This is a genomic window from Simiaoa sunii, assembly GCF_014337175.1.
Lineage (GTDB): Bacteria > Bacillota > Clostridia > Lachnospirales > Lachnospiraceae > Acetatifactor > Acetatifactor intestinalis.
Genome location: NZ_CP060633.1, coordinates 1,002,230 through 1,028,985 on the forward strand (window position 1 = coordinate 1,002,230; position 26,756 = coordinate 1,028,985).

A 26,756-nucleotide genomic window follows, 5' to 3' on the forward strand; every position below is an offset into this window, starting at 1 on the left:
TCCTTTCCTATACATAGTGGACATGCTTTTTGCTGACCAGCAGATTGATGCAGGTGATGGTCAGGACGATGGCAAACAGCAGGATCGCCGCAGCGGAAGCATAGGAAGGATATCCGCCGCTGTCGCCGTAGAGCATGTCGTAGACGTAGCCGACGATAGTATTCATCTCTGCGGCATTTAAGTTCGTGCCGAAGAGTGCCACGGCATCACTGTAGGCTTTGAATGCGCCGATAAAGCCGGTGATGATCAGGTAGAATACCATGGGGGAGATCATGGGCAGTGTGATCTTGGTGAACATCCGGAAACGGGAAGTGCCGTCCACTCTTGCTGCATTGTAGTACATGGGGTTCACACTGGCGAGAGCACTGGTCAGGATCAGGATCTTAAAGGGCATAACGATCCAGATGGTATAAAAGCACAGCACGAACATTTTCGCCCAGTAGGGTCCGTCGATGAAATCCACGGAGCTGCCGCCGAAAAACTGGATCAGTAGATTGATCAGACCGTCGGAGTAAGGAGTTTTTTTGAAAAGAATCATGAAGACCAGACCGACCGCCAGAGTATTGGTCACATAGGGCAGGAAAAATATGGTCTGGAACAGATCCCGCAGCGGTTTGATGGAGCTTAAGGCGGCGGAGATCAAAAGCGCCAGTCCGGTGGAGACAGGAACGGTGATGATGACCAGAATAAAGGTATTTTTCAATGCCTGTAAAAAGTACGGATCGTGGAGCACATAGGAGTAATTGTACATGCCTATGCCGTAAAAGGTCTGGGATGCAGAATTGTAACCCTCTTCAAAGGAGTACACGAATACGTCGATAAGAGGATAGATCATAAAAGCACCCAGAAACAGGAATGCCGGCAATAGATAGAGCCAGGCTTTCATATTTTGTTTTTCCATAAGAAACCTCAATTCTTTCTGCAGCCCATGAATACCGCCGGACTGCAAAATCGGATAAAATATTAAAAACGGATGCGTTCTTCGGTGTCGGTGCAAAAGAGGAATACTTTTGCGGGCTTTAAGCCGAAATGCACTTTTCCGGTGGGAAGAGATTTCCCTTCGTCCGCATCAATGATGGAACGGATGGTAACGTTCTGGGACTTCTCATGGGTGGAAACAATGCTCACATCCCGGCCCATGACCTCCAGACGTACCAGATCGCAGGAGAGCGGTCCGTCCTCTTTTAAGAGGAAGCCTTCCGGGCGGATGCCGACATGCACGGGCTGATCCGATACTCCGGGAGTGGACAGGACAGCCTCGGAGCCGATGTATAACTGCTCCTTTTTTACCTCACCGGAAAATACGTTGATGGGAGGTGTGCCGAGGAACTTTGCAACGAACAGATTCACGGGATCATCGTATACGTTCTGGGGCTTGCCGATCTGCTGTACGATACCGTCCTTCATCACGACGATCATATCGGAGATGCTCATGGCTTCGTCCTGATCGTGGGTAACGAAGATGGTGGTGATCTGCGTCTCCTGCTGGATCCGGCGGATCTCTTCTCTGGTCTGGAGACGGAGTCTGGCATCCAGATTGGAGAGAGGCTCGTCCAAAAGAAGAACGCGAGGCAGCTTGACTAAGGCTCTGGCGATGGCAACACGCTGCTGCTGACCGCCGGAGAGCTCATTGGGTTTGCGCTCTAACAGGTGATCGATCTGTACCAGCTTTGCCGCTTCCAGCACGCGCTTACTTATCTCTTCTTTGGAAAGCTTGTCAGCACCCTTCAGATTCTCCAGAGGGAACTGAATGTTTTTTTCCACAGTGAGGTGGGGGTAGAGGGCATAGTTCTGGAACACCATGCCGACACCGCGGTTCTCGGGCGGAAGTCCGGTGACATCATCTTCGCCGAAAAAGATCTTGCCCTCGGTGGGTTTCAGCAGACCGCAGATCAGATTCAGGGCAGTACTTTTGCCACAGCCGGAGGGACCTAAGAGTCCGATCAGCTTGCCGTCGGGGATCTCGAAGTCGAAGTCATTCACGGCAATGACATCCTCGCGGTTCTTCCTGCCGCGGACAGAACCGCGGGCGGGGAATTTCTTGGTCAGATGCTGTAATACGATTTTCATGTGTATATTTCCTTTCTTATAATGATAATGAATTCAAAATAAGTCGAACAGTTCAGTCCGCGCTATTCGCAAAGCCGCGTTATCACGCCTTTGCGCTAAATTCCATAGGAATCTTTCAAAATCCTACAGCGATTTGCACCAGGTGGATTTAAATTCCGTAGGAATCACGCAAATCGCTGGATATATGATCCAGGTCGGGGTATACGAAGCTTTCGGAGATGCCGAATACCCGCAGGCTTTCTATAAAGTATTGTTTCCGCCCGGAGGGAATAATGATCTTATACAGCATATTTTCATCGCAGATGTCCTCCAGACGTTCCAGAGAGTTATGTACGGTGAAGTTGGAGTACTGGGAGTACATGCGGAGGTTGTTTTCCGTGGAGCTGCAAGCCAGGATCTTGTTTTTCAATTCCGGATTGTGGTGGTTGTGTTTGAAGGCGGGCAGCAGCATTTCCTGGGTGGTGTCCGCATCAATGGGATAGATGCAGTTGCCGAAGCCTTCCTTTTCGTTCAACAGACCCGGTGTCAGTACCCAGACGCAGGCATCGGTGTCCGGAGTCTCCCGGTAAGTCTCCGTGGCGAAAAATACGGCGATCAGGGGAGACTGGGTCCAGTCTAACATTCTCGTGGGCAGACCGTAGTGCTGCATCAGGGAGACCCAGCCGGCGTAATTGTGTTTGTCGGGAGGATTGTCCAGGATCTGTCTCGCCCGGATATAGAAATCATTGGCAATATAGCGTTCGGAGTCTAGTCTTTTCTGGCTTCGTTGGATGGAAGGAATCAGAGTCAGATCCGCGTTCTCTTCCCCGCGGAACCAGAGGCGGACGCCGTGCTTTTGGCGTAACGTACTGACGAACTGCAGGAGTTCATCGATGGTGCTTACTTTTTGTGTTAACATGATAGACCTCGTTCTTATTTCTTATGCTTCCATTTTATGCTCATATCGGGGCATCAAGCTACTTTATTATAGATGGTTTTTCGCAGTTGTACAAGTAGCCATTCTGTGATATGGTAAAAGAAAGAATACGGAAAACGTTTTTATAATAAAAATAAAGCACACAGGAAGGAGTACACTATGGCAAAATGGCTTGATAATGCAATCTTTTATGAAATCTATCCCCAGTCTTTTCTGGATACCAATGGTGACGGTATCGGTGATTTTCAGGGTATCATAGAAAAACTGGATTATATTAAGGAACTGGGATGTAATGCGATCTGGATGAATCCCTGTTTTGCATCCCCCTTCGGAGACGCAGGCTATGATGTGGCGGACTACTATCAGGCAGCTCCCAGATACGGCACCAATGCGGACCTGAAGCGTCTGTTTAACGAAGTACACAAACGGAATATGCATATCCTGTTAGACCTGGTGCCGGGACATACATCTGTGGCACATCCCTGGTTTAAGGAGTCCTGTAAGGCAGATCGTAATGAATTTACTGATCGTTATATCTGGACCGACAGCACCTGGGGACAGCTGGAAAACATGGGAAGTCTGTGCGGTATCTCCGAGAGAGAGGGCTCAGTGATCGTGAACTTTTTCGCACACCAGCCGGCACTCAATTACGGATTTTATAAAAAGACACAGGACTGGCAGCAGGATCCCGATGATCCAGGCCCTAAGGCAACGCTTGCTGAGATGGAAAATGTCATGCGGTTCTGGATCGGCATGGGCTGTGACGGCTTCCGTGTGGATATGGCAGGTTCTCTGGTGAAAAATGATGAGGACAGCAAGGGAAACATTGCTCTGTGGAGAAAGGTAAGAGCGTTCCTGGACGCAGAGTTCCCCGAGGCAGTGCTGGTATCCGAATGGGGAGAACCGGACAAGTCCCTGCAGGGCGGCTTCCATATGGACTTTTTACTTCATTTTGGACCGTCTCATTATAACGATCTGTTCCGCTGCGAGGAGCCTTTCTTCTCCGGAAGAGGTAAAGGCGATGTGGCAGCCTTCGTGGAGAAATACAAGGAAAATTATGAAAAGGCACAGCGCAAAGGTCTGATCTGCATTCCCTCAGGCAACCACGATATGGATCGTCTGGCGAGAAGCATTCATGGGGAGGAGTTAAAGGTGGCATTTGCATTCCTCCTGTCCATGCCAGGTGCACCGTTCCTGTATTACGGTGACGAGATTGGTATGCGCTATGTGGAAAACCTGCACTCCGTAGAGGGCGGTTACGGACGCACCGGTTCCCGCTCGCCCATGCAGTGGGATCATACCACCAACGCCGGTTTCAGTGCGGCACCGAAGGAAAAGCTTTATGTCAAACAGGACGAAGCCACTGACCGTCCCACGGTGGAGGCGCAGATGGCAGATCCGGATTCCCTATATCATGAGATTCAGAAATTAATTAACATCCGTCAGGCGCACAGCGCCTTGCAGAGCCGCGGAGAGATTGAGTTCGTCTATGCTGAGGCTGATCAGTATCCGTTGGCCTACCTGCGCAGTGACGACAAGGAGAAGATTCTGATCATTATCAATCCGGCGGACAGAGAGGTCAGCTTCGACGGAGACTATGCGGTAAAGGAAGCATTGTATACCTTCGGAGGGGAAGCTGCATTTGCAGGCGGAAAGGTTACTGTGCCCGGGGGCAGCGCCGGATTTTATCTGTTGTAGTTGGTGGAATGTATTTTAAAAGAAGTGGATGATCAGTCTGGCGTAGCGGAGGAGCTTTCGAAAAAATGATTGCGGCATCTCTAAAAAAATATGCTATAATGAGCGTAATGCTAGAGTATAAATGAAAAGAGAACCGTATGAATCAGGTAAATTATCAGAAAGAATTAGAGAAAATTTTAAATACCTTACAGGAGAAGGGCGAGGCAGCGTCGGATTACCGACCGCCCCGCCTGTTTCTGCATAGCTGCTGTGCACCATGCAGCAGCTATTGTCTGGAATATCTGTGCCGTTATTTTTTGATCACGGTATTTTATTACAATCCCAACATTTCCTTTTCGGAAGAATACCGAAAGCGCGTGGCGGAGCAGAAGCGTCTGATCGACGCTTATAATAAAGAAGAAAAGGGATGGCCCATCGACATCGTGGAGGGAGATTATGAACCGGAGCGTTTTTATGAGATGGCGAAGGGCTACGAGAACTGTCCCGAAGGGGGAGAGAGGTGTTTTCGCTGCTTCGACCTGCGGCTGCGCAGGACTGCGGAGCTGGCGGCAGATGGCGGTTATGACTATTTTGCCACGACCCTGACCATCAGCCCTCTGAAAAATGCGGCGAAGATCAATGAGATCGGGCAGGCACTGTCCGGGGAATATGGTATCCCCTGGCTGCCCTCGGATTTCAAGAAAAAGAACGGGTATAAGAGATCCATCGAACTGTCCGCAGAGTATGAGCTGTACCGGCAGAATTACTGCGGCTGTGCCTTTTCCAAGGCGGAGCGGGAAGCACAGATTGCAAATGCGTAATTGCGTCTTGCGGGATGAGGAATTTTAGGATATAGTAGAAATAGTGAAAACAGCGCAGAAGCGTGAGAGATAGAAATTGTGACTGCACAAGATATTCCGGTACATTACAGGAAGTAACGGAATACCGGCAGATTACTGAAAGGTATGAGGATTGACTGACATGAAGAAATTTTTAGAAATGCTGACAGAGGAAATGCAGCAGGCATTTACCGCAGCAGGCTATGACGGAAGCTTAGGAAAAGTAATGCTTTCCAACCGTCCTGACCTGTGCGAATATCAGTGTAACGGCGCCATGGCGGGAGCCAAGCTGTATAAAAAAGCCCCCATCATGATCGCAAACGACGTGGCAGAGCAGTTAAAAGACAGCAAGGTATTTTCCGAAGTGGTGGCAGTAGCCCCCGGATTCCTGAACCTGAAGGTCAGTGAGGCATTTTTGCTCACCTATTTACAGGGCATGGAGGCAAATGAAAAATTCGGTCTGGAGAAGCCCGAACATCCCAAGAAGATCATCATCGATTACGGCGGCCCCAACGTGGCAAAACCTCTGCATGTGGGACATTTACGTTCCGCAGTGATCGGTGAGAGCGTAAAACGCATCAGCCGCTATGTGGGACATGAGGTTATCGGTGATGTGCATCTGGGTGACTGGGGATTACAGATGGGTCTGGTCATCACCGGTTTACAGGAGAGACAGCCGGAACTGGTATATTTTGATGAGAACTACGCCGGGGAATATCCCGAGGAAGCTCCGTTTACCATCAGTGAACTGGAGGAAATCTATCCCGCAGCCAGCGCCAAGTCCAAGGAAGATCCCGAGTACAAGGCAAAGGCCATGGAAGCAACCTTCAAATTACAGAGCGGTGTCAGAGGATATCGTGCTCTGTGGAAGCACATTATCAATGTGTCTGTGAACGACCTGAAGAAGAATTATTCCAAATTAAACGTAGAATTCGATCTGTGGAAGGGAGAGAGCGATGTCCATGACATCATCCCGGAGATGGTCGCTTATATGAAGGACAACGGCTATGCACACTTAAGTGAGGGTGCGTTGGTAGTGGATGTCAAGGAAGATACCGACACCAAGGAGATCCCTCCCTGCATGATCTTAAAGTCCGACGGGGCCTCTCTGTACAATACCACAGACCTGGCTACTATTATGGAGCGTATGAAGCTGTATCATCCCGACGAGCTGATCTACGTGGTGGACAAGCGTCAGGAATTGTACTTCGAGCAGGTATTCCGCTGTGCCCGCAAGACGAAATTGGTAGAACCCGAGACCGAGCTGAAGTTCTTGGGCTTCGGTACCATGAACGGCAAGGATGGCAAACCCTTCAAGACCAGACAGGGCGGTGTTATGCGTCTCGAGAACCTGATCAAGGATACCCAGGATGAGATGTACAAAAAGATCAAGGAAGGCCGCGATATGGAAGATGCCGAGGCGAGAAAGGTAGCGGACGTGGTAGCTATCTCCGCGTTAAAATACGGTGATCTGTCCAATCAGGCATCCAAGGATTATGTTTTTGATATCGACCGTTTCACCTCCTTCGAGGGAGATACCGGCCCCTACATCCTGTATACCATTGTGCGAATCAAGTCTATTTTGAATAAATACAAGGAGCAGGGCGGAGACCTGACCGCTGTAAAATTACAGCAGCCCGGTAATGCGTCCGAGAAAGAGCTTGCCATGGAACTGGCACAGTTCAATACCATGATCGCTACCGCTGGAGAAGAACTGGCACCCCATAAGGTATGTGCCTATATTTACGATCTTGCCAATGCGTTCAACCACTTCTACCATGAGACCAAGATCTTAGGTGAAGAGAATGAGGAGCGTAAGCAGGGACTGGTAGCACTTTTAGTGCTGACCAGAGATATCCTGGAGACCTGTATTGATATGCTGGGATTCGAAGCTCCGGAGAAAATGTAATAAAAATAATATCTATTTAGTAAACCAGCTGAAAAACGGGGACACAAAGCCAGATGGGTCTAAGGTCTGAACATAGAGAAAAATCAGACTATGACAGCCGGTTGCAGCAGATTCCTGAGTGTAGGGGAGTATGTTTATCGTGAGCCGTCTGTCAGTGCACATTTTTGGCAGACGGCTTTTATTGTGCCGTAGAAGGGGAAAACGATGTCTTTAAACTATGAGCAGAACGAAAATGACATCCTGAATAAATTATTGCCGGAATATAGACAGCATTCTGTACAAAGAAAAAGCAATCCAGAAGCAGTTACAGGACACATTGGAGAAAGTGAAGCTGAGTAACGAGATCATTTCCTCCATCGCCAGAACTTACCAGTATATTTCACGGATCGATATTCAGGCAGATTATTTCGAAGAGATCAATAACCGGGATACCGAGCATCTGAAGTTCACGAAATCGGGAAAGCTGTCGGAAAGCAATGAAAAGGTATGCAGACAATACGTGGCGGAGGAGTATCAGGAGGCATTTTTCAAATTTGTGGATCTGAAGACCCTGCCGGAACGCATGAAGAATGAAGAGACGTTAGTCCTAGAATACCGGATGAAGGATGGCGACTGGCACAGACTCCGTTTTGTGGAAAAAAAGAGAGACGAAAACGGTGTACTGACCCATGTGCTCTGCCTGATCCGCAGCATCAGCGATACCAAGAAGTGGGAACATGAACTGATGTATCAGGTGGAGGAAGCCAGGAAGGCAGCAGCTTTGAAGGCCCGTTTCCTGTCAAATATGAGTCATGATATCCGGACACCCATGAATGGCATTATCGGCACGCTGAATCTGGCAAACCGTTATCCGGATGATCTGGAGGTACAGAGAAAGTGCCGGGAACAGATCATGACTTCATCGAAGTATCTGGTCTCTATCGTGAATGATATTCTGGATATGAACAAACTGGAGTCGGGAGGTGTAGTGGAACAGGAGATTCCGTTTAATCTGGCAGAACTGCTGAACCGGGTTAACCTCGGCAAGCAGAAGCAGGCGGCAGAAAAGAATGTGGAATATATTGTTGACTGGGAACAGAGTGATATCCGCCATATGGATCTGGCAGGGAATCCAATCTATGTGGAGAGACTGCTGACCAATATTTCTGATAATGCGGTTAAATTTACCGGACCGGGCGGCAGTGTGCGTGTCTGGTGTGCAGAAAAATATGCGGACGAGGAGCGGGTAGTCTATGAATTCGGCTGTGCCGATACTGGTATCGGCATGAGTGAAACCTTTCTGGAACATGCTTTTGAACCGTTCACGCAGGAGAATGAGACCAGCAGATCCAGGTACGAAGGCACAGGACTGGGACTTGCCATTGCAAAGAAAATCGTGGACAGGCTGGATGGAGACATTGCCATAGAGAGTAAAAAAGGCGTCGGAACTACTGTGACCATGACACTTCCGTTCAAAATCGGGGAACCGGTGGAGAAGGAGAAGAACGTAAACTATGAGGAAATCCCGGTGGAAGGTCTGCGGGCGCTGTTAGCAGAGGACAATGAACTCAACATGGAGATCACAAAATTCATGCTGGAGGATTACGGGATCCACGTAGAGTGCGCTGCAGACGGAGAAGAGGCGGTACAAAAGTTCAAAAATCTGAGCTGGGATATTACGATGTGATCTTCATGGACATTATGATGCCGAAGCTAAATGGCTGGGATGCCACCCGCAGGATCCGGTCCATGAAACGGTCGGATGCCGGAAATGTCCCCATCATTGCCATGAGCGCCAATGCCTTTGCGGAAGACATTATCAACAGCCGATGGATGAAAAGAAGCTGTTGGAAACAGTGAAGGAATGCATTATGTTCCGGGACCATTCCTGAAGAAACAGCATAGAAACAGCCTAGAAAAGGGCAGAGGATATCCTCTGTCCTTTTCCTATATTAGGATGACTTATCGTGCAACATTACGTACTGAAAATGGTGGGACAACCGGATATAATAGCTACAAAGACAGGAGTTTTTTCTGTGAAGCATGTGGCCTACATTATGGAAAGGAGAAAAATTATGATTTCATTTATATTGTGTCTGTTGCTGTTAACCATTTTATTCGGAATCGCATATAAGATTACCGGGGCAATTTTAAAGGCCTGTGTGTGGCTGCTGATCCTGTTGCCCATCGGCCTCATCCTGTCGGGCGTGGGAGAGATCTTCTGCTGTACAATCATTTTAATACCGGTAGGGATCGGAATTATCAAGGCCGGGATCCGGATGATATTGCCGGGGTAAAGAAATAAAATGATAACAGACTGCCTGATGTGTGGTAAAATAAAGTTATCGCATATCAGGCAGTTTCATTATTATTGATATATAGTATTGATAAATCAGGAAAGGTGATGGCATATGGAGATCAAAAGTATACTGATCAAAGATACAACGAGAGAAGAGCGGATCCGCATTATACAGGAGGGTTTGAACCAGTGCGGTGGAGCCTGTGACTTCTGCAACGGTTGTGATAATCTGGGCGGTGGTTCCGTGGATACATTTTATGAACCGTACATTAACGGGGAGAAGGAACTGCGGCAGCTGAATGAGGAATACAGAAGCAACATGGGACTGGTGAGATAGGAGACGGGCTATGTTTTTCATACCGTGTATTAAGTGGAATAAGCACTATTATGTGCGGACAAGCTGCTGTAATACGCTGTATGAACTGGATCCGGAGATGGGAAAGGCCATTGCCCGGGGAGAGCAGGTACTGATTCGCCCGGAGCATTTGCAGAGAATTTCAAAAGTGACCTATGGGTATAACTATAAACATTGCAATTACTGTGGGTATGAGACAGCAGAAAATTTTGAGTATTGCCCAAAGTGCGGTAAGAAATTTTAAAAGCGAGAGGGGACGTGAATCTGTCTCGATTTCAAAAGGGAGTGTTACTCACAAGGACCATTGTCTTTCCAGGCACCTTTCCATTTTGGTTTTTCTGTGGAACGTTTTGGTAGATTCATAGTGTTCATCAGGCGGTCCACTCTGCCGAGACTGATGTTTATGCCATAATCACGTTCTAATACACGACGGATCTTGTAAGCACCAAGAGAGTTATCGTAATCAGTATAGATTTGTAAAAGGTGCTTACGAATCAACGGATTTTCTTTTGTACGAGGTGCTAAATCTGAATAAAAGTGCTTGTAATAAGTACTGCGATTTATGCGAAGAACTCGACAAAGAGTTTTGATATCGTATTGATGACGCAGCTTATGCACGGCATCTAATCGTTGCTTGAGTGTGGCGTGAATATGGCAATCGCTTTTTTTAGTATTTGGTTTTCTTCTTCCAGCTGAGCCATACGTTTTTGAAGCTCTTTCACCTGCTTTGCAGTAAGAACTTCACCGTCATCAGTTTCAACAGTTGAATACTGTTTGACCCATCTGGAAAGAGCAGTTTGAGATACGCCGTACTCTTTGATAAGAGAGGCCTGAGTTTTACCATTGTGGTAAAGCTCAACGAGGGTTCGTTTGAAATCCTCATCGTAATGTTGTTTTGTGGACATAAAAGATACCTCCTTTTGGTGTCTATGTTAATAGTAAGTCTATTTAACCAATGTGTCCACTTTTATAAGTATAATGCAGGTAGTACACATGATAAGAATTGCTGTTTGTGATGATGAAAATGTAATTGTGAATCAGATAGAGCATATAATTTCTGAAGTATGCAAGCGGGAAAGCATTCCCGTGAATATTGATGTTTTTTACAGTGGTAGGGAACTCAAAAGGCAGGTTACATCAGGAACAAAGTATGACATCATCTTTTTGGATATTCAGATGAAGGGTGGCGATGGCATCACTGCGGCTGAAAATATACGGAAGGTGGATGATAATGTACTTCTGATTTATGTATCAGGCTATGATAAATATATGATGGAATTGTTCCGGTTGGATGTATTTGGATTTATAAAGAAACCAATCGATGAGGAGATATTGACAAAGACATTTCTGGAAACTTATCAGAGAGTCTGCAGTAAAATGGTCTATTTTACCTTTTCTTATAAGCATGAAGAATATAAAATTCTATGTAAAGAGATTTTATACTTTGAAAGCAATGCCAGGAAAGTTACAATATATACGCAAAACGGGGAGCATTACACATTTAACGGGAAACTGTCAGAGATAGAACAAAAAATGTCAGATGGAAAAATACCTTTTTTGAGAGTACATCAGTCTTATCTGGTAAATTATTATTTGATTAGATCAAGGACAAAAATAGAAATAACGTTGGTAAATGGGAAGAAACTGCCTATAAGCGAAGAACGGCAGAAATACTTTAACCAACAATATAGCCATCTTCTGGGAGGGGAAATCAATGTATAATCAAATAGAAGATATTCTATTAAATATTTCTATTGTTATCGCAACCGTATGGATTGTAAAAAGATTTTGGGGAAGCTTTTTTGAAGAAAAGCAGAATAGTATACTTTCTGTTTCTCTGTGGATTGTTTATTGCATATTCCAATTTTTCTTTGGTTATCATAATGGGCGCCTGCAAATTTTTGCAACCATTCTGAACATTTTACTGATTCTGTCCATAGCGATGGTTGCCTACCAAAGCCGTGGAAAGGAAAAATACTTTTTATTGGCTACATTCTATGCAGGCTGGTCGTTGATTGAGGTCTTTGTCTTTTCCCTAATCAATAGCTTTGACATAGGGGAAAGCCAGCAAAGGGATATTATTGGGTTGGTATTATCGAACATCCTGATGATCCTTTCTGTATATGCACTGTCGATGGTGGCAGAAAAAAGAAAGGAGAGTCCGGTACCGGGAAAATATTATTTTTTTCTCCTGTTGGTGCCAGTGGGAAGCATAGTCATTGCAATCAATGAATTTTGCTCAGAAGGAAAGTCCTTTTTTGCTGTTATCACTATCAGCATTCTTATCTTATTTAATGTCATTATTTTTGAATTGTATGTAAAAATAAATAAAGTTTTTGCTTATGAAAAAGAACATACAGTTTATGCCCAGCAATTTGATATGATCGAAAAAATTACGGTATCGCAAAAAAAGATGTTGGAGGAATTTTATGAGGACAGGCACAATCTGCTGAATAAACTTATTGTTTTAAAAAACAGCGTTGAAAACAGTGATAAAGAGTCTGTAATCAGAAACCTGAATCAGATTATCAAAAACAGCAATATTTCCGAAAACATTTCCAATACCGGCAACAGTACCATTGATTGTCTGATTAATTTCAAATATGCCGTTGCTAAGGAATACGGGATTACATTTCAGTTAAAAATATTTATTCCAGAGGAGCTTTTCATGGAACCATGTGATATTGGCATAGCACTGGGAAATGCACTGGATAATGCAATAGAAGCTGTCCGGGACTGCAGGCAGCACCAAAAGGTGATAGAAATATCCATGGGAGTGAAAAAGCAGGCGCTGGTCATGCTGATAAAGAATCCATATGAGCATGTCTTAAAAAACGACAGAAGCGGAAAATATCAATCCACAAAAACAGAAAGCGGCAGACATGGATATGGATTAAATTCCATAGCAAGAATTGCAGAAAAGTACCAGGGCGAAATTCTAGTGGAAGCACAGGATTCTGTATTTTGCCTGACCGTTGTTATGAATTTGCCGGAAAATTGACAGCTATTGCCGTATTTTTGACATATTAGGGATTATTTTGAGGGGAATATGATACCTGACTTTGGGAGTTGAATCTTAAAATATGGTGCTAAGCCACGGATTAAAACCTGTGGCTTAGCATTTTTTCTGATGTCTCCGTCGTTTAAAAAGTAGGAACTTAACGGCAGGCCGATAAGTGCTGAAAATTCTTTTATAAATTTAGAACCCCGTGCAAGGTTGATATACTTTCGGTCTGATATTTTACAACTCGGAACTCATGGATAAAATTAAAGATATCCTAAAGACGGATGACCCCCCTCAATAGTTTTTTGAAATTCCCGTGTGAGGGGGAAAGTTGATTACAAACAGAATAAATTACAGCAGTGAAAGTGACGATACAAATGCAGGAAGAGCAGAAATGTTCTTCCTGTTTTTTAACAGAACTTCAGCAGCTGGCGGGGAAAGGAGACAGTATGGCAAAGTTCTTAAATTATGAGGACCGGCTGGAGATAGAAAGCGGACTAAAGGAGCACATGACTTTCACAGAGCTTGGAGAGAAACTGGGAAGGGACAGGACTACCATCACAAAGGAGATCAGGAACTATTCCATCGAACAGGACACCGGTTATGGAAGTTACCCGCATAATACCTGCAAGTACAGAAAAGCATGTAAGAGGAAAAAAGTATGTGGGACAAATGACTGCAGGCATCCACTGGTAGCTGTCTGTAAACAGTGTGAACTCATATGCAACCGTTACTGCGAGCATTATGAAGAAGAAATATGTACCCATCGCTTTAAACCGCCATATGTATGCAACGGATGCAGTGAAGTAAAGAAGTGTACGCTGACAAAAACTGTTTACGATGCTCTGGGAGCCCAGAGGCGGGCAACGGATAAGATATCGGAATCCCGAAGCGGGATCCTTGCTACGGAAGGGGAAATCGCCAGACTCAATGAAATCCTGGTGCCGTTGGTAAAACAGGGGCAGTCTATCCATCAGATCTACCTGACACATAAGGATGAACTGATGTGCAGTGAAAAGACCCTCTACAACTACGTGGATGGATGCCTGTTTGATATCAGGAACATAGACCTGCCAAGAAAGGTAAAGTACCGTCCGAGATATAAAAAACCGGAGCTGAAAGTAGACCGTGGATGCCGTGTGGGAAGGAATTATCATGATTACGAAGTATATATGGAACAGCATCCGGACACAGCAGTGGTGCAGATGGATTCCGTGATCGGCAGCAAGGGAGGGAAAGTCCTGCTGACGATATATTTTGTAAATGTGTCACTGATGCTGGGGTTCCTGCGGGAAGCGAACACCTCAAAGTCAGTGATAGATATTTATGATGAACTGTACCACCGGCTGGGAGGGCAGGATTTTAGGAAGCTGTTTCCGGTCATCCTGACGGATAACGGAAGTGAGTTTTCCAATCCCAAGTGTATAGAGAACGGACCGGATGGAAAAGGATTTCAAAGGACGAGGATCTATTACTGCAATCCAAGTGCGCCGTACCAGAAAGCAGAGATCGAGGTGGGACATGAATTTATACGCAGGATCCTGCCGAAAGGAAGAAGCTTTGATGAACTGACGCAGGCAGACGTAGAGCTGATGATGAACCATATCAATTCCTACCGGAGAAAGAAACTGAACGGAAAAAGTCCGTATGAAGCGTTCAGCTTTTATTATGGAGAAGACCTGGCGGAGAGGCTTAGATGCCACGAGGTTGCAGCCAAAGACATCAACCTCACCGCAAGACTTCTCAAAAAGTAACCAGAAGACAGAATAAAGCACAGACCGCCGGCTGAAATAGGAACAGCAGAAGACGTGAATTATGGCTTGCAAAATTTGTAAGCCAAAACTGACGTCCGGTTTTTGTGCAAAAAAATACTCTGCCATAAGGTGATTATATCATAAAAGCAAGGGAAAAAACGGGAAAGTCATTACAAAAGTGGAAAGTCGGGTACAAAATTTGCAGGTCGCTTTCAAAATGTGAAACTCGTTTACAAAACGGGAATCTCGGATGACTATTGAACGACGGATGACCCCGTTGTCATGAATCTACTGGAAAATTGACAGCTATTGCCGTATTTTTGACATATTAGTGATTATCTTGCGGGGAATATGATATGATTACAAAAATAGTTCATTAAGGGGGTAAACGAAGAAGAGAACGAGTGTTTTAAAATAAAGCTGATGAAGTATTTATGCTTGGATTTTTTTATCGGAATAGTTTGCACTATATTTGAAAAGGATAGCTACTTCTTGGAGCTAAATATAATATTTTTAATAGTTGTAATCACAATGCTGATAGGGAAATGCAGAAATCATTTGAAAAATGTATGTAAAAGCTATGTTCCAGGAAAAGGTCTCTGGTAGCTGGGTCAATGTGGAATCATGGGAAGATTCGAGCAATACCATAACAGCATCTGGCTTGGAAATATATCTGGTTTCCAGAGGTACATATCGAGTTACAATGACGTGTAGTGTTAATGGAGAAATTAAAACGGCAACATCGGCAGAAAAGAATTATCAGTTTGTAGAAAAATGTAATGTGTATTGCAGGTGGGGAAATCTGCTTTGCAACTATGGATGGGAGTGGTGCCCATGAAGAGTCTATAATGGCGAGAAATTTGAGAAGTGAAACGGAGGAGATTTTGAATGAAAATATTGACAAAAGTTATGGATTTACTTGCATTATCGGTTATCTTGTCTTTTATGATTTTGATGTTTTCAGGATGCCAGATGGCTTCCGGTACTCTTTCCGAAAAGGAAATTACTGTGTTTAACACAGAATTTTTCAATGGTGACATAACGAACATGAACAATATGCTGTTATCCAGCGAGTATAGTCAACCAGATGAAATTAACTTGTTTGAGTTATTTTATAATGGCGTTGGAGGAGCGTTTGGCGAAGTATCGGAGGATGAACTGTCAATGCTGACAGAGTTATGTAGTGATGCCCCGTATTTGGATATCATAAAAATCACAGCAAATGAAATGGATGCTTTTTTGCAGGAAAAAATGGGAATAAGTCTGGCGGAGACAAAAAAGACAGGCTTGGACAGTTTCTATTATTTGGAGCAATATGACAGTTACTATCTGATTAAGGGAGACTCGAATTTTGATTGGTGTATGGTTACTTCCGGAACTTGGGAGTCAAATAACAAACTCATACTGAAATACGAAAAAGAGTATGAGGGGGGGCAATGGGTGGTCATTTTACAAAAGACGGATGATGGTTATTTGTTTATTTCTAACCAGAAGGCAGATTAAACAAGTTCAGACGAGAAAGAGAGGTATTTTATGAAGAGAAAAGAGGAAGCAATGAAAAAGTATATTGCGAGTTTTTTAGCTATTACGCAGCCTGCTTTGAAAGCTGTAAGTTGCACAGATATTGCAACTGGTGCAGGAGGACATCGTTACGGGCTATGTCAAATGGGTGCCGCATTGCGTGCAAAAAATGGTGATTCCGCATCGAATATTTTGTTGTATTATTACACTGATTGCAGGATCATATCCTGCACATTAAAATAGAAAATGTGCCAGAAAGAGATTAAGACGAGTATGGGTAAGATGAAAAATAAGGTTTTGCCGGTCTCTGTTCTTGTGTTGTTTATGCTGATGTGCATCAATGCGTGTGGAATATCGAAATCCAGAGATAGTGCTGATATGGTCTCAGAGCTTAATAACAGGATTATAGAAAAGGTAGCAGAGAATTACGAAGAAGGTAACATCAGTGCATTAGATATTGTTATAGTTCGGATTGATTTTGGTTCTTTCTCGCAAGATAATGCCAGTGAAATATTCGTGTTATGCAAGATTTTGAATACCCCTCATGTTGCAGGATTGGATAAAACGGTGGGTATCCTTTTAGATGCTGATTCATTAGAAATGGTAGCATATAAGGAGTTTGCGGCTGATAAAGTAGTTATAAACTGTATTCAAGCGAGTGACGGACAAAGCAGAATATTGGTATCAAAAACCACAACATATCAAGGAATATCAACACAGGAAATTCAGCTTTTAGCTGTCGAAGGCAGTCAATGGGTAGAAATTCCGATAGATGCGCTAAAGATCATTGGAGATGAATCTTTTTATTATATGGATATAGTAGATGATTTGATTATTGTGGCATCTGAGGATAAATTGATAAGTTCTGAAGAAATCGTAGCAGTATTAAAGTGGAACCCTGAGACAGAGCAGTTTGTTTTGGAACAGTAACGGGTTTGGCGGTGTGCAAGTCCAAATTATTAAATAACAATGTGCATAAAGAAAAGCGGAAATCTGGCTATATTAGATGAAATCACCATGACCACTAATTCCTTTGTCTATCAGAATGCTGAAAGCGGTGATGCTAAAGTTTAATTTTTATTTAAAACCGTATTTTCCAAAGAGGGAAGAAGTTCGGCAACCGTAACTTTTTCCACGGAGTCAGCTTTCGTACCTTTTGTTTTAGGCTTCTTAACCCTGGTTTTAAGAGGAGAAAACCGGCGCATTTTAAACTCTGGTTTAACCATTATCACCGTCAGAAATCCAGAAGTAAACAAAAGTAAACATATTATTTGATACTTTGAGAAATCAAAAAAATCGGAAACGCTGTATTTATCAGCATTTCCGACCCTTTTAACCTAATAGCGAGAGGGGGATTCGAACCCTCGACACTGCGGGTATGAACCGCATGCTCTAGCCAACTGAGCTATCTCGCCATATGACCAACCGAAGTTGGAATGGAACCTATAGGGCTCGAACCTATGACCCTCTGCTTGTAAGGCAGATGCTCTCCCAGCTGAGCTAAGATTCCATTTCGTTGCTCTCGCAACCGACCTGTTCAGTATACAATGCGTGTCCCACTTTGTCAACACGTTTTTTGATATTTTTGTAAAAATTTTGTATGCAATTAGAACAATAATAGCAAAAAGCAGGAAATTACAGGGCTTTCTTTACACTGATAGCCTTCATGGGGCACATTTCCTGACAACAGAAGCAGGAGATGCAGCCTTTTCTCTTGAATTTCGCCTTGCGATTTTCGATTCTGATGACATGTGCCGGACAGCTTTCCGCACATTTTCCGCATCCCACGCATTTCTCCGGGGTCAGCTGCGGATAGGATTTCAACAGTCGGGAAGCCACGAACATGAAAGGCTTGCGTAAAAATTTCGGCACACCGTTGGTAAAATCTAATTTTATGGTATCCGGCTTCTGAAAAGGAGATAAGCCTTCCGGAACCGGATCTCCCACAAGCGCCAACTCCTTAGGGCGAGCCAGACCTTTTTCCAGTGCCTGACGCAGCATGACGATCTCTGTAGGTTCTAATCCCATAAGTTTTGCGGCGAAGCAGTCCTGGGTATAGAAATCTTTTGCCGCCAGCAGCATATGCAAAGGATGCGAAGTGCCGCCGGTGGGACCGTTACCCTCCATGGCATCAATGGCGTCAATGACGGTGAGATTGGGAGCTACGGTCTGAGCCAGTTCTAAGAGCATGTTGGAGAAATCTTCGATCTCCGGCCAGCGGTAGTGCATCTGGGGCTTTTCCAGACCGGGGATGGTGCCGAAGAGATTCTTGATGCCGCCGGAATAGCCGGTCATGGCATGGGTCTTCAGTTTACAGATATTAATGATATAATCGGCTTCCACGATAGGAGTGATCAGGTGGAAACTGTGATTTTTAAATCCTGCCGGACAATTTACGGTCTGTGCGGAAAAGTCCATGTTGAGTTCAGCACCTTCGCCCAGAGTATCCATGCCGCATACGTGATATACGTGTTTCATGGCTTCGGCATTGTAGAGACCGCCGGAACTTTCCGCAATGGTGATGTGCTGCATGCCCTGCTCTCGCAGCCACCTGATCACAGCTTTTATGACCAGAGGGTGGGTCGTGGCGGGAAAATCCGGGGATTTCGCCATGACGAGATTCGGCTTGATGACGATCTTCATCTCCGGGCGCAAGTCTGCGGCGATGTTCAAAGCCTCCATACTTTTGCAGATGGCGGGATAGATCAGTTCTTCGTTATATTCCGGTACGATGTGTAATGTCTGTATCATAATGACCTCTAAAGTGGTTTATTTTCTATATAGTACATGAATTTACTTGTTTTTTCAATGCTTCCGTGCTATACTACGAAATGTTGTTGAGATTTGATGGAAGAAATCAGAAGCGCATCGCAATGATTTCTTTTTTTGTGCTAAAAAGGAGTATTTTGTGAGTTATTTTTTGGAAAATGAAGAAGTGGAAAAAGTAGAAGAGGTAAAGGAGCAGGACGGTATCGCATCGATCGAGCCGTTGTTGGATAACCGTATCGTCCGTGCGATTCGTGAGATGGGTTTTGAGAAGCTGTCTCCGATCCAGGAGCAGGCGATTCCCTATTTATTACAGGGTGAGGACATTATCGGACAGGCACAGACCGGAACGGGCAAGACTGCTGCATTCGGCATTCCGGCGATCCAGCACATCAATCCGGATGTGAAAAAGTTACAGACCATTATCTTGTGCCCCACCAGAGAACTGGCGATCCAGGCAGCGGAAGAACTGCGGAAGATCGCAAAATACATGCACGGCATTAAGGTGCTGCCGGTCTACGGCGGACAGGATATCAGCCGTCAGATCGCGGGACTGCGGGGCGTGCAGATCATCGTGGGAACCCCAGGACGTGTCATGGACCATATGCGCAGACGCACCATTAAGCTGGATCTGGTGAACATGGTGGTACTGGATGAAGCGGATGAGATGCTCAACATGGGCTTCCGTGAGGATATGGAGCTGATCCTTGGTCAGATCCCCGGAGAGCACCAGACCGCTCTGTTCTCCGCGACCATGCCGAAGCCGATCCTGGAGATCACAGACCGTTTCCAGAACGATGCGAAATTAGTAAAGGTGGCAGCGCAGGAGCTGACCATTCCCCTGGTATCCCAGAAATTCTACCGTGTGAAAAATCAGGACAAGGATGCCGCCTGCGTAAGACTGTTAGAGTATTATCAGCCGAAGCTGACCCTGATCTTTTGTAATACGAAGAAAAAGGTGGACGAGCTGTCGGATTTATTAAAGGAGCAGGGATTCCAGGCGGAAGGACTGCATGGAGATCTGTCCCAGGCGCAGCGTGACGCGGTCATGAAGCGTTTTCGTAACGGTGGAACCAGTATCCTGATCGCTACGGATGTGGCAGCCAGAGGTATTGATGTGGATGATGTGGAAGCTGTCATCAATTACGATATTCCGCAGGATATCGAGTATTATGTGCACCGTATCGGCAGAACCGGCCGTGCCGGCAGAAAGGGCAGATCCTTTACTTTTGCCAACAGCAGGGAAATCTACAAGATCCGCGAGATCGAGAGAGTCTGCCACACCACCATCACGGAGAAAAAGCTTCCCGGAGCTGCGAAGGTGCTGAAAGCGAAAGCAGACAAATATCTGAACAAGGCATGGGAATTGCATGAGCATGAAGACATTGAGCTGATGAAGAGCTTTTTACAGCGTAAGATGGAAGAGGAAGGCTGTGATGCACTGGAGCTGGCAGCTGCCATGCTGAAATTACAGGTCGGTGACAAGGACGAGGAGATCGCCGCAGATGAATATACAAAGCGTGGCAATCGTTTCGGGGACAGAGGCCGGTCCGGCAGAGGCGATGGTGAAGGTCGCAGCTTCGGCAGAGGAGACGGAAGACGGAAGCTTGGCCGTGAAGACGGGGAACGCAGAAGATTCGGCCGCAGTGACAGAGATCGCAGAGACGATGGCAGCACCGGTTTCGGTGAGGACAGAAGACGCCGCAGAGATGAAAACCGTGAGGATGGAAGAAAATGGGGCGGCTGTGACAAAAAGACGGCTGACCGCAAATACTCTGGGGACAGAGCGGAGAGAGAAGCGAAAAAGAGAAAGAAACGGGAAGAGCCGGGCATCGGTAACAGCTTCCCCAAGAGAAAACGATCTTAATTTAATGAGAAAACTTGTAGATTTGCCGCAAAAGCCGCAGTTGTGCTTTTGCGGCAAATCGTGTATAGTTAGGGAAGAATGCATAGGCAATAACAGAAAGGTCTGCGGTATGAAAACACTGAAAAAACAGATACCATATATTTTGCTGGGAGCGACGCTTCTGCTCCTGCTTGGCTTGAATATCATCAGTCAGGATCACTGGCTGGATTCAGATATGGCGGCGGAGATGATCTTTTCCCGGATCCTTTCCGAAGAACACCACATTTTTTCCACGACAAACTGGTATTATTCCACGGAATTCCGCGTGTTGTATACACAGCTGATCATGGGACCGCTGTTTCGCATCTGCAGCAACTGGCATGTGATCCGCACGATCACGAACCTGGTATTTTATGGATTGATGCTGGCTTCCTATTATTATTTTATGAAGCCGTTAAAAGTATCCCGCGGACTTACAGTGTTAAGCTCCTGTCTGCTGCTGTTGCCTTTTTCCGAGACTATGATGACGCATATGCAGATGGGTAATACCTACATGTCCCACGTGATCCTGGTGCTGTGGTTCTTCGGTATGTATCTGCGGTTGTGTAGCGGAGAATATCATGCAAAACGCAAGGTCAGCCTGTGGATATTCTATGTGCTGCTTGCTATCGTCTGTGGAATGTCCGGCGTGCGTTACCTGCTGGCATTGCAGTGTCCTCTGGTACTGACTTCCTTTTTCTATCTGCTGGGCGGTGAGGAATTTCAGAGTTTCCGAGGAGAGATGACAAAGGAGCATTTCCAAACTCTATTTTCTACGGACAGGATGCGGTATTTTCTCTATAGTCTGGCAGGGGCATTTTTCGCAGTCGTGGGATATGGCATCAATGTAGTGTTCATCAGTCACAAATACGTATTCCAGACCTATGGCGCCACGAATTTCATCGCATTGTATCACGGTGTGTTATTTGACCGGATCCAGAATGCGGTGGGGTGTCTGCTGATGCTTTTTGGCTATATTCAGGATAAGGGATTTTTATCCCTGCGGGGTGTTGTGACGATGGCAGCCTTCGTGATGCTTGGCATCTACGGATACGTTACGGTCAAAAGCGGGAAAATGCAGCGTGTCACGGGATTTCGCAGTCTGATCACACTGTTTTTGAAAGTCAGTTTTGTACTGAATCTGTTTGTGTTTATTTTTACCACCAGTACCATGGTGCCGCGGTATTATATCACGATCTTCATTTTCGCCCTGCCGGTATTGTGTTTTTATCTGGAAGAGGAAAAAATGCCCTTTGACAGATTGGCGGTGACGGCACTGCTTACCGTCTGCCTGCTCCTTGGAACGGGGAAAACGGTGATGTCTTTCCTGACGGTGGACAAGAACGAGACGAAGCGCCCAGTGGCGGAATTCCTTGCGGGGAACGGATATGATTTCGGCTTCGCTACTTATAATAATGCCAATATCATCACGGAGCTTACGAATGGTGAAGTGGAGATCGGCAATATCGGAGATCCCGAGCACCTGGAGTATTTCAAGTGGTCTTCGCCTATGAAATATTATGAGGAAGGGTATCATGCCGGGGAGACATTCCTGCTCCTGACGGCGGAGGAGTGTGCGGAATATGCAGAGGCTCCGGCATTAAAGCAGGGCGAAAAGGTATATGAGGACGGCAGTTATACCGTCTATGTATTCGACAGCACGGAGGAGCTGATGAACTGTGCTGTGGCGAGACAATAATGACAGAGATTTAGCATATTGCAGACGATATTGGCACCCGGCACTGGACGCAACGGGACAGAACGGTTTGGGGACTGGCTGGTTGGAGAATCTGGTGAGACACAGGGATGTCGGTACTTTTTGAAAAAGGATAACGTCTGCGGAAAGGTTGTAAGTATGAGAATCGGAATGGGATATGACGTACACCGTCTGGTGGAGGGAAGAGACCTCATCATCGGCGGCGTGAAAATACCTTATGAAAAGGGACTTTTGGGACATTCGGATGCGGATGTCCTGCTCCATGCGATCATGGATGCGCTGTTGGGAGCAGCGGCGCTGGGGGATATCGGGAAACATTTCCCGGATACAGATCCGGCATACAAGGGTATTTCTTCCATAAAATTGCTGGAAAAAGTGGGCGAGCTGCTGGAAGAGAATCATGTGTTTATCGAAAATATCGATGCGACGATCATTGCACAGGCACCGAAGATGCGCCCGCATATCGATACCATGCGGGAAAATATCGCGAAAGCCCTGCTGATCGATGTGGGACAGGTCAATGTGAAGGCTACCACGGAGGAAGGACTGGGATTCACCGGCAGCGGAGAGGGAATCTCCTCTCAGGCAATCTGTCTGGTGACTACGCCGTTTGATCTTACGGCACAGGCGATGCAGGGCGGCTGCGGAAGCTGCAGCGGATGCCCGAAGAGCTGATAATTTCGGAAAATAAGAACTTGACAAATAGGTCGATAGGATATAGACTTTAATTAGAACAAGGTCTGTATGCTATCGACCTTTTATAATGTGATGAGTGCAAAAAAGCCAATAGGATTGCATAATTGGCAGGCGCTGGATTAAGAAGGATACAAGGAGGAATGGGAATGTATCAGATGACGGAGACAGAGTACAAATTTGCAGAGTTGATCTGGGAGGAGGAACCCATCGGTTCCGGAGAACTGGTAAAACAGTGCGCAGAGAAGTTCGGCTGGAAGAAATCCACCACCTATACGTTTATCAAAAAGCTTTGTGAGAACGGTATTTTCAAAAATGAGAATGCCATCGTATCTTCTGTATTGAATAAGGAGGAGTACCACAGAGCCCAGGGGGAGGCTTTCGTGGAGAAGGCTTACGGCGGTTCCCTGCCGAAGATGATCGCAGCATTTATCCAGAGCAAGAAGCTCAGCGCAGCGCAGATCGCTGAGATCGAAGCTATGATCGAGGATTATAAGAGGTGACGGAGGAGATTGGATGAGGGAGATTTTAGAGAAGGTATTTGGGATCGTTTGTAACTTGAGCCTGGTGGGAAGCTATTGCATTTTGCTGGTGCTGGTGGCGAGACTGGTGCTTCGCAGGGCTCCCAGATGGTGTTCTTATCTGTTGTGGGGGATCGTGTTTCTGCGCCTGTGCTGCCCGGCATTTCCGCAGACACAGATCAGCCTGATCCCACAGCGGCTGGTAACGGAACAGACGGTGAGCACCGCACTGACAGCATCCGGAGAAAAAGCAACCTTGGAAAATCCGACCGCGGAAGCAATACAGATTTCAGGCATGACGGAGCAGATCGATAGTGGCGATGGCAGTCAGCCGGAGGCACTTTCGCAGGAGTCCTCTATGGTAACCGGACAGACAGGAATGTCTGCAACGAGCGGTTCAACCAAGGAAATGTTTGCAATTCACAGCACACAGATGCTGAAAACACTGGCGGGAATCGTGTTACCGTACTTGTGGCTGATCGGGTTTGTTGGGTTTGCCGGTTATCATCTGTTTTCCTATCTGCGGATGTATTACCGTCTGCGTCAGCCGGAAAATGGCGTTCATAAAGTAGAAGAAGGAATATGTGAGATTAAGGGGGGACACCTTTCTTTTGTCATGGGGATCCTGCATCCGACCATTTATCTGTCGTCGGAGCTTGCCGGGGAGAGCAGAGAGGTAGTGTTGTGCCATGAGAGGGTGCATTTGCAGAGAAGAGACTATCTGATCAAACCGGCAGTGCTTTTTATCTGTTGTGTGCATTGGTTCAATCCCTTGGTGTGGCTGGCATTTTACCTGATGAATATGGACTGTGAGATGTCCTGCGACGAAAAAGTGGTAAAGCTTTTGGGAGAGGAAAGCAAGAAGGTCTATTCTTATACACTGTTGGAGGAAGCCAGCGACGGCAGGTGGAGAAAATACCGTGGTGGTACGATCTGCGCGCTGTTATCCTTCGGAGAGGATCATGTGAAGAACCGGATCCGTCATGTGCTGGATTATCACAAGCCTCCGTTCTGGATCCTCATCGGTGCGGTGGCGGTGATCGCAGCACTCATCATCTGCCTGTGCAGTAATCCGGGAGGAAACCGCAGTGAGGAAAAATTGCCTACGGAAGCTGCGCCGTCTGCCCAAACTGCGCCGGTGGATATCAGTGATACGGAGTATTCCGATGAGGCTGCCTGGACACAGGAAGAATGGGATATTTATGCGGAAAAGCTGTCGTATGTAACGTTTGAGACACGCTCCGATTTCTCAGAATTTTATTCCCCCGAGCGGATCGAGAGTACTCATTCCTTTGCACAGGAGAAGGGATGGTATGTGAATCGCAGAAGGTATGCCGGGAGTCCTGCAAGCTGGGAAATGTTCCAACTCAGCCGTCTGGAGGAGCGACTCGGGTCGGAGGATCACAGATTCTACGAGGATTATAAGGACCCTGTGACGGCAGCAAAGCAGCTCCTTTCGCTGGGAAAGGGCACCGGTGAGGTGACGGAAGTCCTCTACGAGGCGGCAAGACAGTACCAGCTCTATGGCGATGACCGTATGGGAGAAGGAACGGTGGTCAATGTGGAGTATACTTTTGCGAAGGATGGTTCTGTGATCGAGATTCCCATGGTGCTGGCGGAGGAGGAACAGAAGATCTGGCTGTTATCCACCGGAGATGTGAGTGCGGCATCCGGACAGAAGATCGGCCCGCTCCCGGGAGAGCAGTCCGCCCGGAGAGTCTATGTGGAATACGAAGCGTATTCTCCGGGAAATATGCCGGCAGGACAGTATACAGAGTATTTGGAGACGAAGATCGGAAGCTATTCCGGTTCCGGTATTCATATTCAGGTGTCCAGCTGCGGAATCTATGTGATGTATAATCATACCTTCCGGTGTGTGTCTGAGGATGGCATCCCGGAAAATATGGCATCGGCTGCGATCTGTGACCGGACCTACTACAATACTTCCAACGCCTATAATGAAAAGGTGCAGGAGAACAGCAGTATCGGCTGGATGGGCAGCAGGGTATTCTATATGACAGAAGCGGCAGAGTATTTACAGGAGGATGAGAAACCTACGCTGTATACGGTGAAGAACTGTAGCCTGGCAGGTGATACCGGATGGGAATTGACCGGGGAAGAAACGGCAGAACCTGTGCTTCCGTTTTCCATGAAAGTACAGAATGGTTTCGTGACGGTCTATAACGGCAACGGAGAACTCTATCAGCAGTATTCTATCGGTGGTCTGGACACCGGAGCCGACAGACTGGATCAGGTGTCAAGGGACCGGTATGCTGTGGAATGGCGGGAAGATATTTTATCTCATCCCGGTATGGTATGCGATGTGTCCCAGAGAACTTTTTCTGAGACCTATGCACTGATCGATCTGGATGGAGATGCGGCAGCAGAGCGGATCACACTACAGACAGACGCCTGGAAGAACGTAGAAGGTAACAGCCCGGTGAATTACACCTTCGGAGTGGAAGGTAACAATGTAGACCGCCATGCAAGACTGTTGGATAACAGCATTCTCGCTTACAGTCCGGATGGGGAGCAGATCGTGATCGCACTGTATGAGACCGGAGATGATGCTAAGGCGAGAACCGTATTCTTCACCTATGATGGGGAAAAATTACAGGAGACCGGAAGCCTGCAGGCGGACATCCGACGGTGCCAGTACTGGATCCTGGATGCGGCACCGGAGGGGCAGTGGGTAAAAGCTGTAATGTAGAAAACTCCGGGGTTGACAAAACCCGTATTTTTGCATATCTTATTTAGTAGGAATGATCATATATGTAGTAAAGGCATGGAGCAGGAAAAGTACTTTTCGGTGGGACGCCAGAGAGAAGCTGTTAGAAGCTGGGAGCGGCTT

The 26,756-nt window shown here is 46.3% G+C and carries 27 protein-coding genes, 2 tRNA genes, 1 pseudogene, 1 riboswitch and 1 other annotated feature (1 of these 32 cut by a window edge); of the genes and pseudogenes, 20 read left to right on the forward strand and 10 right to left on the reverse strand.

Features of this window, described 5'->3' with window-relative positions; genetic code table 11:
* Positions 1–7 precede the first annotated feature (7 nt).
* The 3 genes from H9Q77_RS04655 to H9Q77_RS04665 form a co-directional block, all read right to left on the reverse strand.
* Positions 8–901 (reverse strand): carbohydrate ABC transporter permease, encoded by an 894-nt coding sequence (locus H9Q77_RS04655; RefSeq protein ID WP_118550628.1) that lies wholly within the window; start codon positions 899–901, stop codon positions 8–10.
* 62 nt (positions 902–963) lie between these two features.
* Entirely contained in the window at positions 964–2,070 is a 1,107-nt protein-coding gene (locus H9Q77_RS04660) for an ABC transporter ATP-binding protein (protein WP_249326666.1), read from the reverse strand.
* Positions 2,071–2,218: 148 nt separating this feature from the next.
* The gene (locus H9Q77_RS04665) at positions 2,219–2,968 is read right to left on the reverse strand and encodes an FRG domain-containing protein (RefSeq protein ID WP_249326667.1); all 750 of its coding nucleotides are present in this window, start codon (positions 2,966–2,968) and stop codon (positions 2,219–2,221) included.
* Between the two features lie 177 nt (positions 2,969–3,145).
* Between H9Q77_RS04665 and H9Q77_RS04670 the strand changes: the two genes are divergently transcribed.
* From H9Q77_RS04670 to H9Q77_RS04705, 9 genes are all read left to right on the forward strand, one after another.
* The gene (locus tag H9Q77_RS04670) at positions 3,146–4,684 is read left to right on the forward strand and encodes an alpha-amylase family glycosyl hydrolase (RefSeq protein ID WP_249326668.1); all 1,539 of its coding nucleotides are present in this window, start codon (positions 3,146–3,148) and stop codon (positions 4,682–4,684) included.
* A gap of 137 nt (positions 4,685–4,821) precedes the next feature.
* Positions 4,822–5,484 (forward strand): epoxyqueuosine reductase QueH, encoded by a 663-nt coding sequence (locus tag H9Q77_RS04675; RefSeq protein ID WP_022153389.1) that lies wholly within the window; start codon positions 4,822–4,824, stop codon positions 5,482–5,484.
* Between the two features lie 160 nt (positions 5,485–5,644).
* On the forward strand, positions 5,645–7,411 hold the full coding sequence (argS, locus tag H9Q77_RS04680) for an arginine--tRNA ligase (protein ID WP_117466683.1): 1,767 nt from the start codon (positions 5,645–5,647) through the stop codon (positions 7,409–7,411).
* Between the two features lie 8 nt (positions 7,412–7,419).
* A riboswitch (cyclic di-GMP riboswitch) is annotated at positions 7,420–7,520 on the forward strand.
* A 95-nt stretch (positions 7,521–7,615) separates the two neighbouring features.
* Complete coding sequence (locus H9Q77_RS16615) at positions 7,616–7,750, forward strand: hypothetical protein (protein WP_255713338.1); 135 nt, start codon at positions 7,616–7,618, stop codon at positions 7,748–7,750.
* Positions 7,737–9,077, forward strand: a complete 1,341-nt coding sequence (locus H9Q77_RS04685) for an ATP-binding response regulator (RefSeq protein ID WP_118538356.1) — start codon at positions 7,737–7,739, stop codon at positions 9,075–9,077. Before H9Q77_RS16615 ends, H9Q77_RS04685 begins: the two co-directional genes overlap by 14 nt.
* 5 nt (positions 9,078–9,082) lie before the next feature.
* The gene (locus tag H9Q77_RS04690) at positions 9,083–9,250 is read left to right on the forward strand and encodes a response regulator (protein ID WP_145985593.1); all 168 of its coding nucleotides are present in this window, start codon (positions 9,083–9,085) and stop codon (positions 9,248–9,250) included.
* 215 nt (positions 9,251–9,465) lie between these two features.
* Positions 9,466–9,687: a hypothetical protein gene (locus H9Q77_RS04695; RefSeq protein ID WP_118538358.1), complete on the forward strand. Its 222-nt coding sequence runs from the start codon at positions 9,466–9,468 to the stop codon at positions 9,685–9,687.
* A gap of 114 nt (positions 9,688–9,801) precedes the next feature.
* Complete coding sequence (locus H9Q77_RS04700) at positions 9,802–10,026, forward strand: hypothetical protein (protein ID WP_022153385.1); 225 nt, start codon at positions 9,802–9,804, stop codon at positions 10,024–10,026.
* 10 nt (positions 10,027–10,036) lie between these two features.
* Positions 10,037–10,288 carry a zinc-ribbon domain-containing protein gene (locus H9Q77_RS04705; protein WP_117466691.1) on the forward strand — a complete coding sequence of 84 codons (252 nt, stop codon included), beginning with the start codon at positions 10,037–10,039 and terminating at the stop codon, positions 10,286–10,288.
* A gap of 44 nt (positions 10,289–10,332) precedes the next feature.
* Here the strand turns inward: H9Q77_RS04705 and H9Q77_RS16825 are convergent, their stop codons facing one another.
* Positions 10,333–10,662: an IS3 family transposase gene (locus H9Q77_RS16825; protein ID WP_227061970.1), complete on the reverse strand. Its 330-nt coding sequence runs from the start codon at positions 10,660–10,662 to the stop codon at positions 10,333–10,335.
* A gap of 5 nt (positions 10,663–10,667) precedes the next feature.
* A complete protein-coding gene (locus H9Q77_RS04715; RefSeq protein ID WP_022153383.1) occupies positions 10,668–10,949 on the reverse strand; it encodes an IS3 family transposase in 282 nt (93 codons plus the stop codon).
* An 88-nt stretch (positions 10,950–11,037) separates the two neighbouring features.
* On the opposite strand from H9Q77_RS04715, the gene H9Q77_RS04720 reads away from it, so the two are divergent.
* Positions 11,038–11,766 (forward strand): LytR/AlgR family response regulator transcription factor, encoded by a 729-nt coding sequence (locus H9Q77_RS04720; protein WP_117466695.1) that lies wholly within the window; start codon positions 11,038–11,040, stop codon positions 11,764–11,766.
* Positions 11,759–13,045, forward strand: coding sequence for a sensor histidine kinase (locus H9Q77_RS04725; protein ID WP_249326669.1), 1,287 nt, complete (start codon positions 11,759–11,761; stop codon positions 13,043–13,045). The genes H9Q77_RS04720 and H9Q77_RS04725 overlap by 8 nt, the downstream gene beginning before the upstream one ends.
* A gap of 100 nt (positions 13,046–13,145) precedes the next feature.
* Here the strand turns inward: H9Q77_RS04725 and H9Q77_RS17015 are convergent.
* Positions 13,146–13,322, reverse strand: a pseudogene (locus H9Q77_RS17015) (IS1634 family transposase); the annotation flags it as partial.
* A 175-nt stretch (positions 13,323–13,497) separates the two neighbouring features.
* On the opposite strand from H9Q77_RS17015, the gene H9Q77_RS04730 reads away from it, so the two are divergent.
* The 4 genes from H9Q77_RS04730 to H9Q77_RS04745 all read left to right on the forward strand — a co-directional run bounded on the left by H9Q77_RS04730 (position 13,498) and on the right by H9Q77_RS04745 (position 17,253).
* Entirely contained in the window at positions 13,498–14,802 is a 1,305-nt protein-coding gene (locus H9Q77_RS04730) for an IS30 family transposase (protein WP_069432380.1), read from the forward strand.
* An 888-nt stretch (positions 14,803–15,690) separates the two neighbouring features.
* On the forward strand, positions 15,691–16,305 hold the full coding sequence (locus tag H9Q77_RS04735; RefSeq protein WP_022153380.1) for a hypothetical protein: 615 nt from the start codon (positions 15,691–15,693) through the stop codon (positions 16,303–16,305).
* Between the two features lie 30 nt (positions 16,306–16,335).
* On the forward strand, positions 16,336–16,566 hold the full coding sequence (locus tag H9Q77_RS04740) for a hypothetical protein (RefSeq protein ID WP_022153379.1): 231 nt from the start codon (positions 16,336–16,338) through the stop codon (positions 16,564–16,566).
* A gap of 30 nt (positions 16,567–16,596) precedes the next feature.
* Positions 16,597–17,253, forward strand: coding sequence for a hypothetical protein (locus H9Q77_RS04745; RefSeq protein WP_117466709.1), 657 nt, complete (start codon positions 16,597–16,599; stop codon positions 17,251–17,253).
* A 140-nt stretch (positions 17,254–17,393) separates the two neighbouring features.
* Here the strand turns inward: H9Q77_RS04745 and H9Q77_RS04750 are convergent, their stop codons facing one another.
* The 4 genes from H9Q77_RS04750 to H9Q77_RS04765 all read right to left on the reverse strand — a co-directional run bounded on the left by H9Q77_RS04750 (position 17,394) and on the right by H9Q77_RS04765 (position 19,074).
* Positions 17,394–17,549, reverse strand: coding sequence for a hypothetical protein (locus H9Q77_RS04750; protein ID WP_176865097.1), 156 nt, complete (start codon positions 17,547–17,549; stop codon positions 17,394–17,396).
* Positions 17,550–17,664: 115 nt separating this feature from the next.
* A tRNA-Met gene (locus H9Q77_RS04755) sits at positions 17,665–17,738 on the reverse strand.
* A 22-nt stretch (positions 17,739–17,760) separates the two neighbouring features.
* Positions 17,761–17,833 (reverse strand) — tRNA-Val (locus tag H9Q77_RS04760).
* Between the two features lie 125 nt (positions 17,834–17,958).
* Positions 17,959–19,074 (reverse strand): DUF362 domain-containing protein, encoded by a 1,116-nt coding sequence (locus H9Q77_RS04765; RefSeq protein ID WP_118545582.1) that lies wholly within the window; start codon positions 19,072–19,074, stop codon positions 17,959–17,961.
* Positions 19,075–19,231: 157 nt separating this feature from the next.
* Between H9Q77_RS04765 and H9Q77_RS04770 the strand changes: the two genes are divergently transcribed.
* The 5 genes from H9Q77_RS04770 (at position 19,232) to H9Q77_RS04790 (ending at position 26,615) form a co-directional block, all read left to right on the forward strand.
* A complete protein-coding gene (locus tag H9Q77_RS04770) occupies positions 19,232–20,956 on the forward strand; it encodes a DEAD/DEAH box helicase (protein ID WP_249326670.1) in 1,725 nt (574 codons plus the stop codon).
* A gap of 109 nt (positions 20,957–21,065) precedes the next feature.
* Positions 21,066–22,673: a hypothetical protein gene (locus H9Q77_RS04775; protein ID WP_249326671.1), complete on the forward strand. Its 1,608-nt coding sequence runs from the start codon at positions 21,066–21,068 to the stop codon at positions 22,671–22,673.
* A gap of 156 nt (positions 22,674–22,829) precedes the next feature.
* Positions 22,830–23,366 (forward strand): 2-C-methyl-D-erythritol 2,4-cyclodiphosphate synthase, encoded by a 537-nt coding sequence (gene ispF / locus H9Q77_RS04780; protein ID WP_022153966.1) that lies wholly within the window; start codon positions 22,830–22,832, stop codon positions 23,364–23,366.
* Between the two features lie 167 nt (positions 23,367–23,533).
* Positions 23,534–23,887: a BlaI/MecI/CopY family transcriptional regulator gene (locus H9Q77_RS04785; RefSeq protein ID WP_330596060.1), complete on the forward strand. Its 354-nt coding sequence runs from the start codon at positions 23,534–23,536 to the stop codon at positions 23,885–23,887.
* Between the two features lie 13 nt (positions 23,888–23,900).
* Positions 23,901–26,615 (forward strand): M56 family metallopeptidase, encoded by a 2,715-nt coding sequence (locus tag H9Q77_RS04790; protein WP_249326673.1) that lies wholly within the window; start codon positions 23,901–23,903, stop codon positions 26,613–26,615.
* Positions 26,616–26,682: 67 nt separating this feature from the next.
* Positions 26,683–26,756, forward strand: a binding site (T-box leader); it runs 158 nt beyond the window's last position.

Excerpts from the sequence above, each read along its gene's own strand:
- H9Q77_RS04790 (WP_249326673.1), top strand. The coding sequence starts at position 23,901 with ATGAGGGAGATTTTAGAGAAGGTATTTGGGATCGTTTGTAACTTGAGC.
- H9Q77_RS04720 (WP_117466695.1), top strand. The coding sequence starts at position 11,038 with ATGATAAGAATTGCTGTTTGTGATGATGAAAATGTAATTGTGAATCAG.
- ispF (WP_022153966.1), top strand. The coding sequence starts at position 22,830 with ATGAGAATCGGAATGGGATATGACGTACACCGTCTGGTGGAGGGAAGA.
- H9Q77_RS04700 (WP_022153385.1), top strand. The coding sequence starts at position 9,802 with ATGGAGATCAAAAGTATACTGATCAAAGATACAACGAGAGAAGAGCGG.
- H9Q77_RS04655 (WP_118550628.1), bottom strand. The coding sequence starts at position 901 with ATGGAAAAACAAAATATGAAAGCCTGGCTCTATCTATTGCCGGCATTC.
- H9Q77_RS04765 (WP_118545582.1), bottom strand. The coding sequence starts at position 19,074 with ATGATACAGACATTACACATCGTACCGGAATATAACGAAGAACTGATC.
- H9Q77_RS16615 (WP_255713338.1), top strand. The coding sequence starts at position 7,616 with ATGTCTTTAAACTATGAGCAGAACGAAAATGACATCCTGAATAAATTA.
- H9Q77_RS04745 (WP_117466709.1), top strand. The coding sequence starts at position 16,597 with ATGGGTAAGATGAAAAATAAGGTTTTGCCGGTCTCTGTTCTTGTGTTG.
- H9Q77_RS04705 (WP_117466691.1), top strand. The coding sequence starts at position 10,037 with ATGTTTTTCATACCGTGTATTAAGTGGAATAAGCACTATTATGTGCGG.
- H9Q77_RS04740 (WP_022153379.1), top strand. The coding sequence starts at position 16,336 with ATGAAGAGAAAAGAGGAAGCAATGAAAAAGTATATTGCGAGTTTTTTA.
- H9Q77_RS04775 (WP_249326671.1), top strand. The coding sequence starts at position 21,066 with ATGAAAACACTGAAAAAACAGATACCATATATTTTGCTGGGAGCGACG.
- H9Q77_RS04690 (WP_145985593.1), top strand. The coding sequence starts at position 9,083 with ATGGACATTATGATGCCGAAGCTAAATGGCTGGGATGCCACCCGCAGG.
- H9Q77_RS04660 (WP_249326666.1), bottom strand. The coding sequence starts at position 2,070 with ATGAAAATCGTATTACAGCATCTGACCAAGAAATTCCCCGCCCGCGGT.
- H9Q77_RS04730 (WP_069432380.1), top strand. The coding sequence starts at position 13,498 with ATGGCAAAGTTCTTAAATTATGAGGACCGGCTGGAGATAGAAAGCGGA.
- argS (WP_117466683.1), top strand. The coding sequence starts at position 5,645 with ATGAAGAAATTTTTAGAAATGCTGACAGAGGAAATGCAGCAGGCATTT.
- H9Q77_RS04695 (WP_118538358.1), top strand. The coding sequence starts at position 9,466 with ATGATTTCATTTATATTGTGTCTGTTGCTGTTAACCATTTTATTCGGA.
- H9Q77_RS04665 (WP_249326667.1), bottom strand. The coding sequence starts at position 2,968 with ATGTTAACACAAAAAGTAAGCACCATCGATGAACTCCTGCAGTTCGTC.
- H9Q77_RS04715 (WP_022153383.1), bottom strand. The coding sequence starts at position 10,949 with ATGTCCACAAAACAACATTACGATGAGGATTTCAAACGAACCCTCGTT.
- H9Q77_RS04675 (WP_022153389.1), top strand. The coding sequence starts at position 4,822 with ATGAATCAGGTAAATTATCAGAAAGAATTAGAGAAAATTTTAAATACC.
- H9Q77_RS04725 (WP_249326669.1), top strand. The coding sequence starts at position 11,759 with ATGTATAATCAAATAGAAGATATTCTATTAAATATTTCTATTGTTATC.
- H9Q77_RS04785 (WP_330596060.1), top strand. The coding sequence starts at position 23,534 with ATGTATCAGATGACGGAGACAGAGTACAAATTTGCAGAGTTGATCTGG.
- H9Q77_RS04750 (WP_176865097.1), bottom strand. The coding sequence starts at position 17,549 with ATGGTTAAACCAGAGTTTAAAATGCGCCGGTTTTCTCCTCTTAAAACC.
- H9Q77_RS04670 (WP_249326668.1), top strand. The coding sequence starts at position 3,146 with ATGGCAAAATGGCTTGATAATGCAATCTTTTATGAAATCTATCCCCAG.
- H9Q77_RS04735 (WP_022153380.1), top strand. The coding sequence starts at position 15,691 with ATGAAAATATTGACAAAAGTTATGGATTTACTTGCATTATCGGTTATC.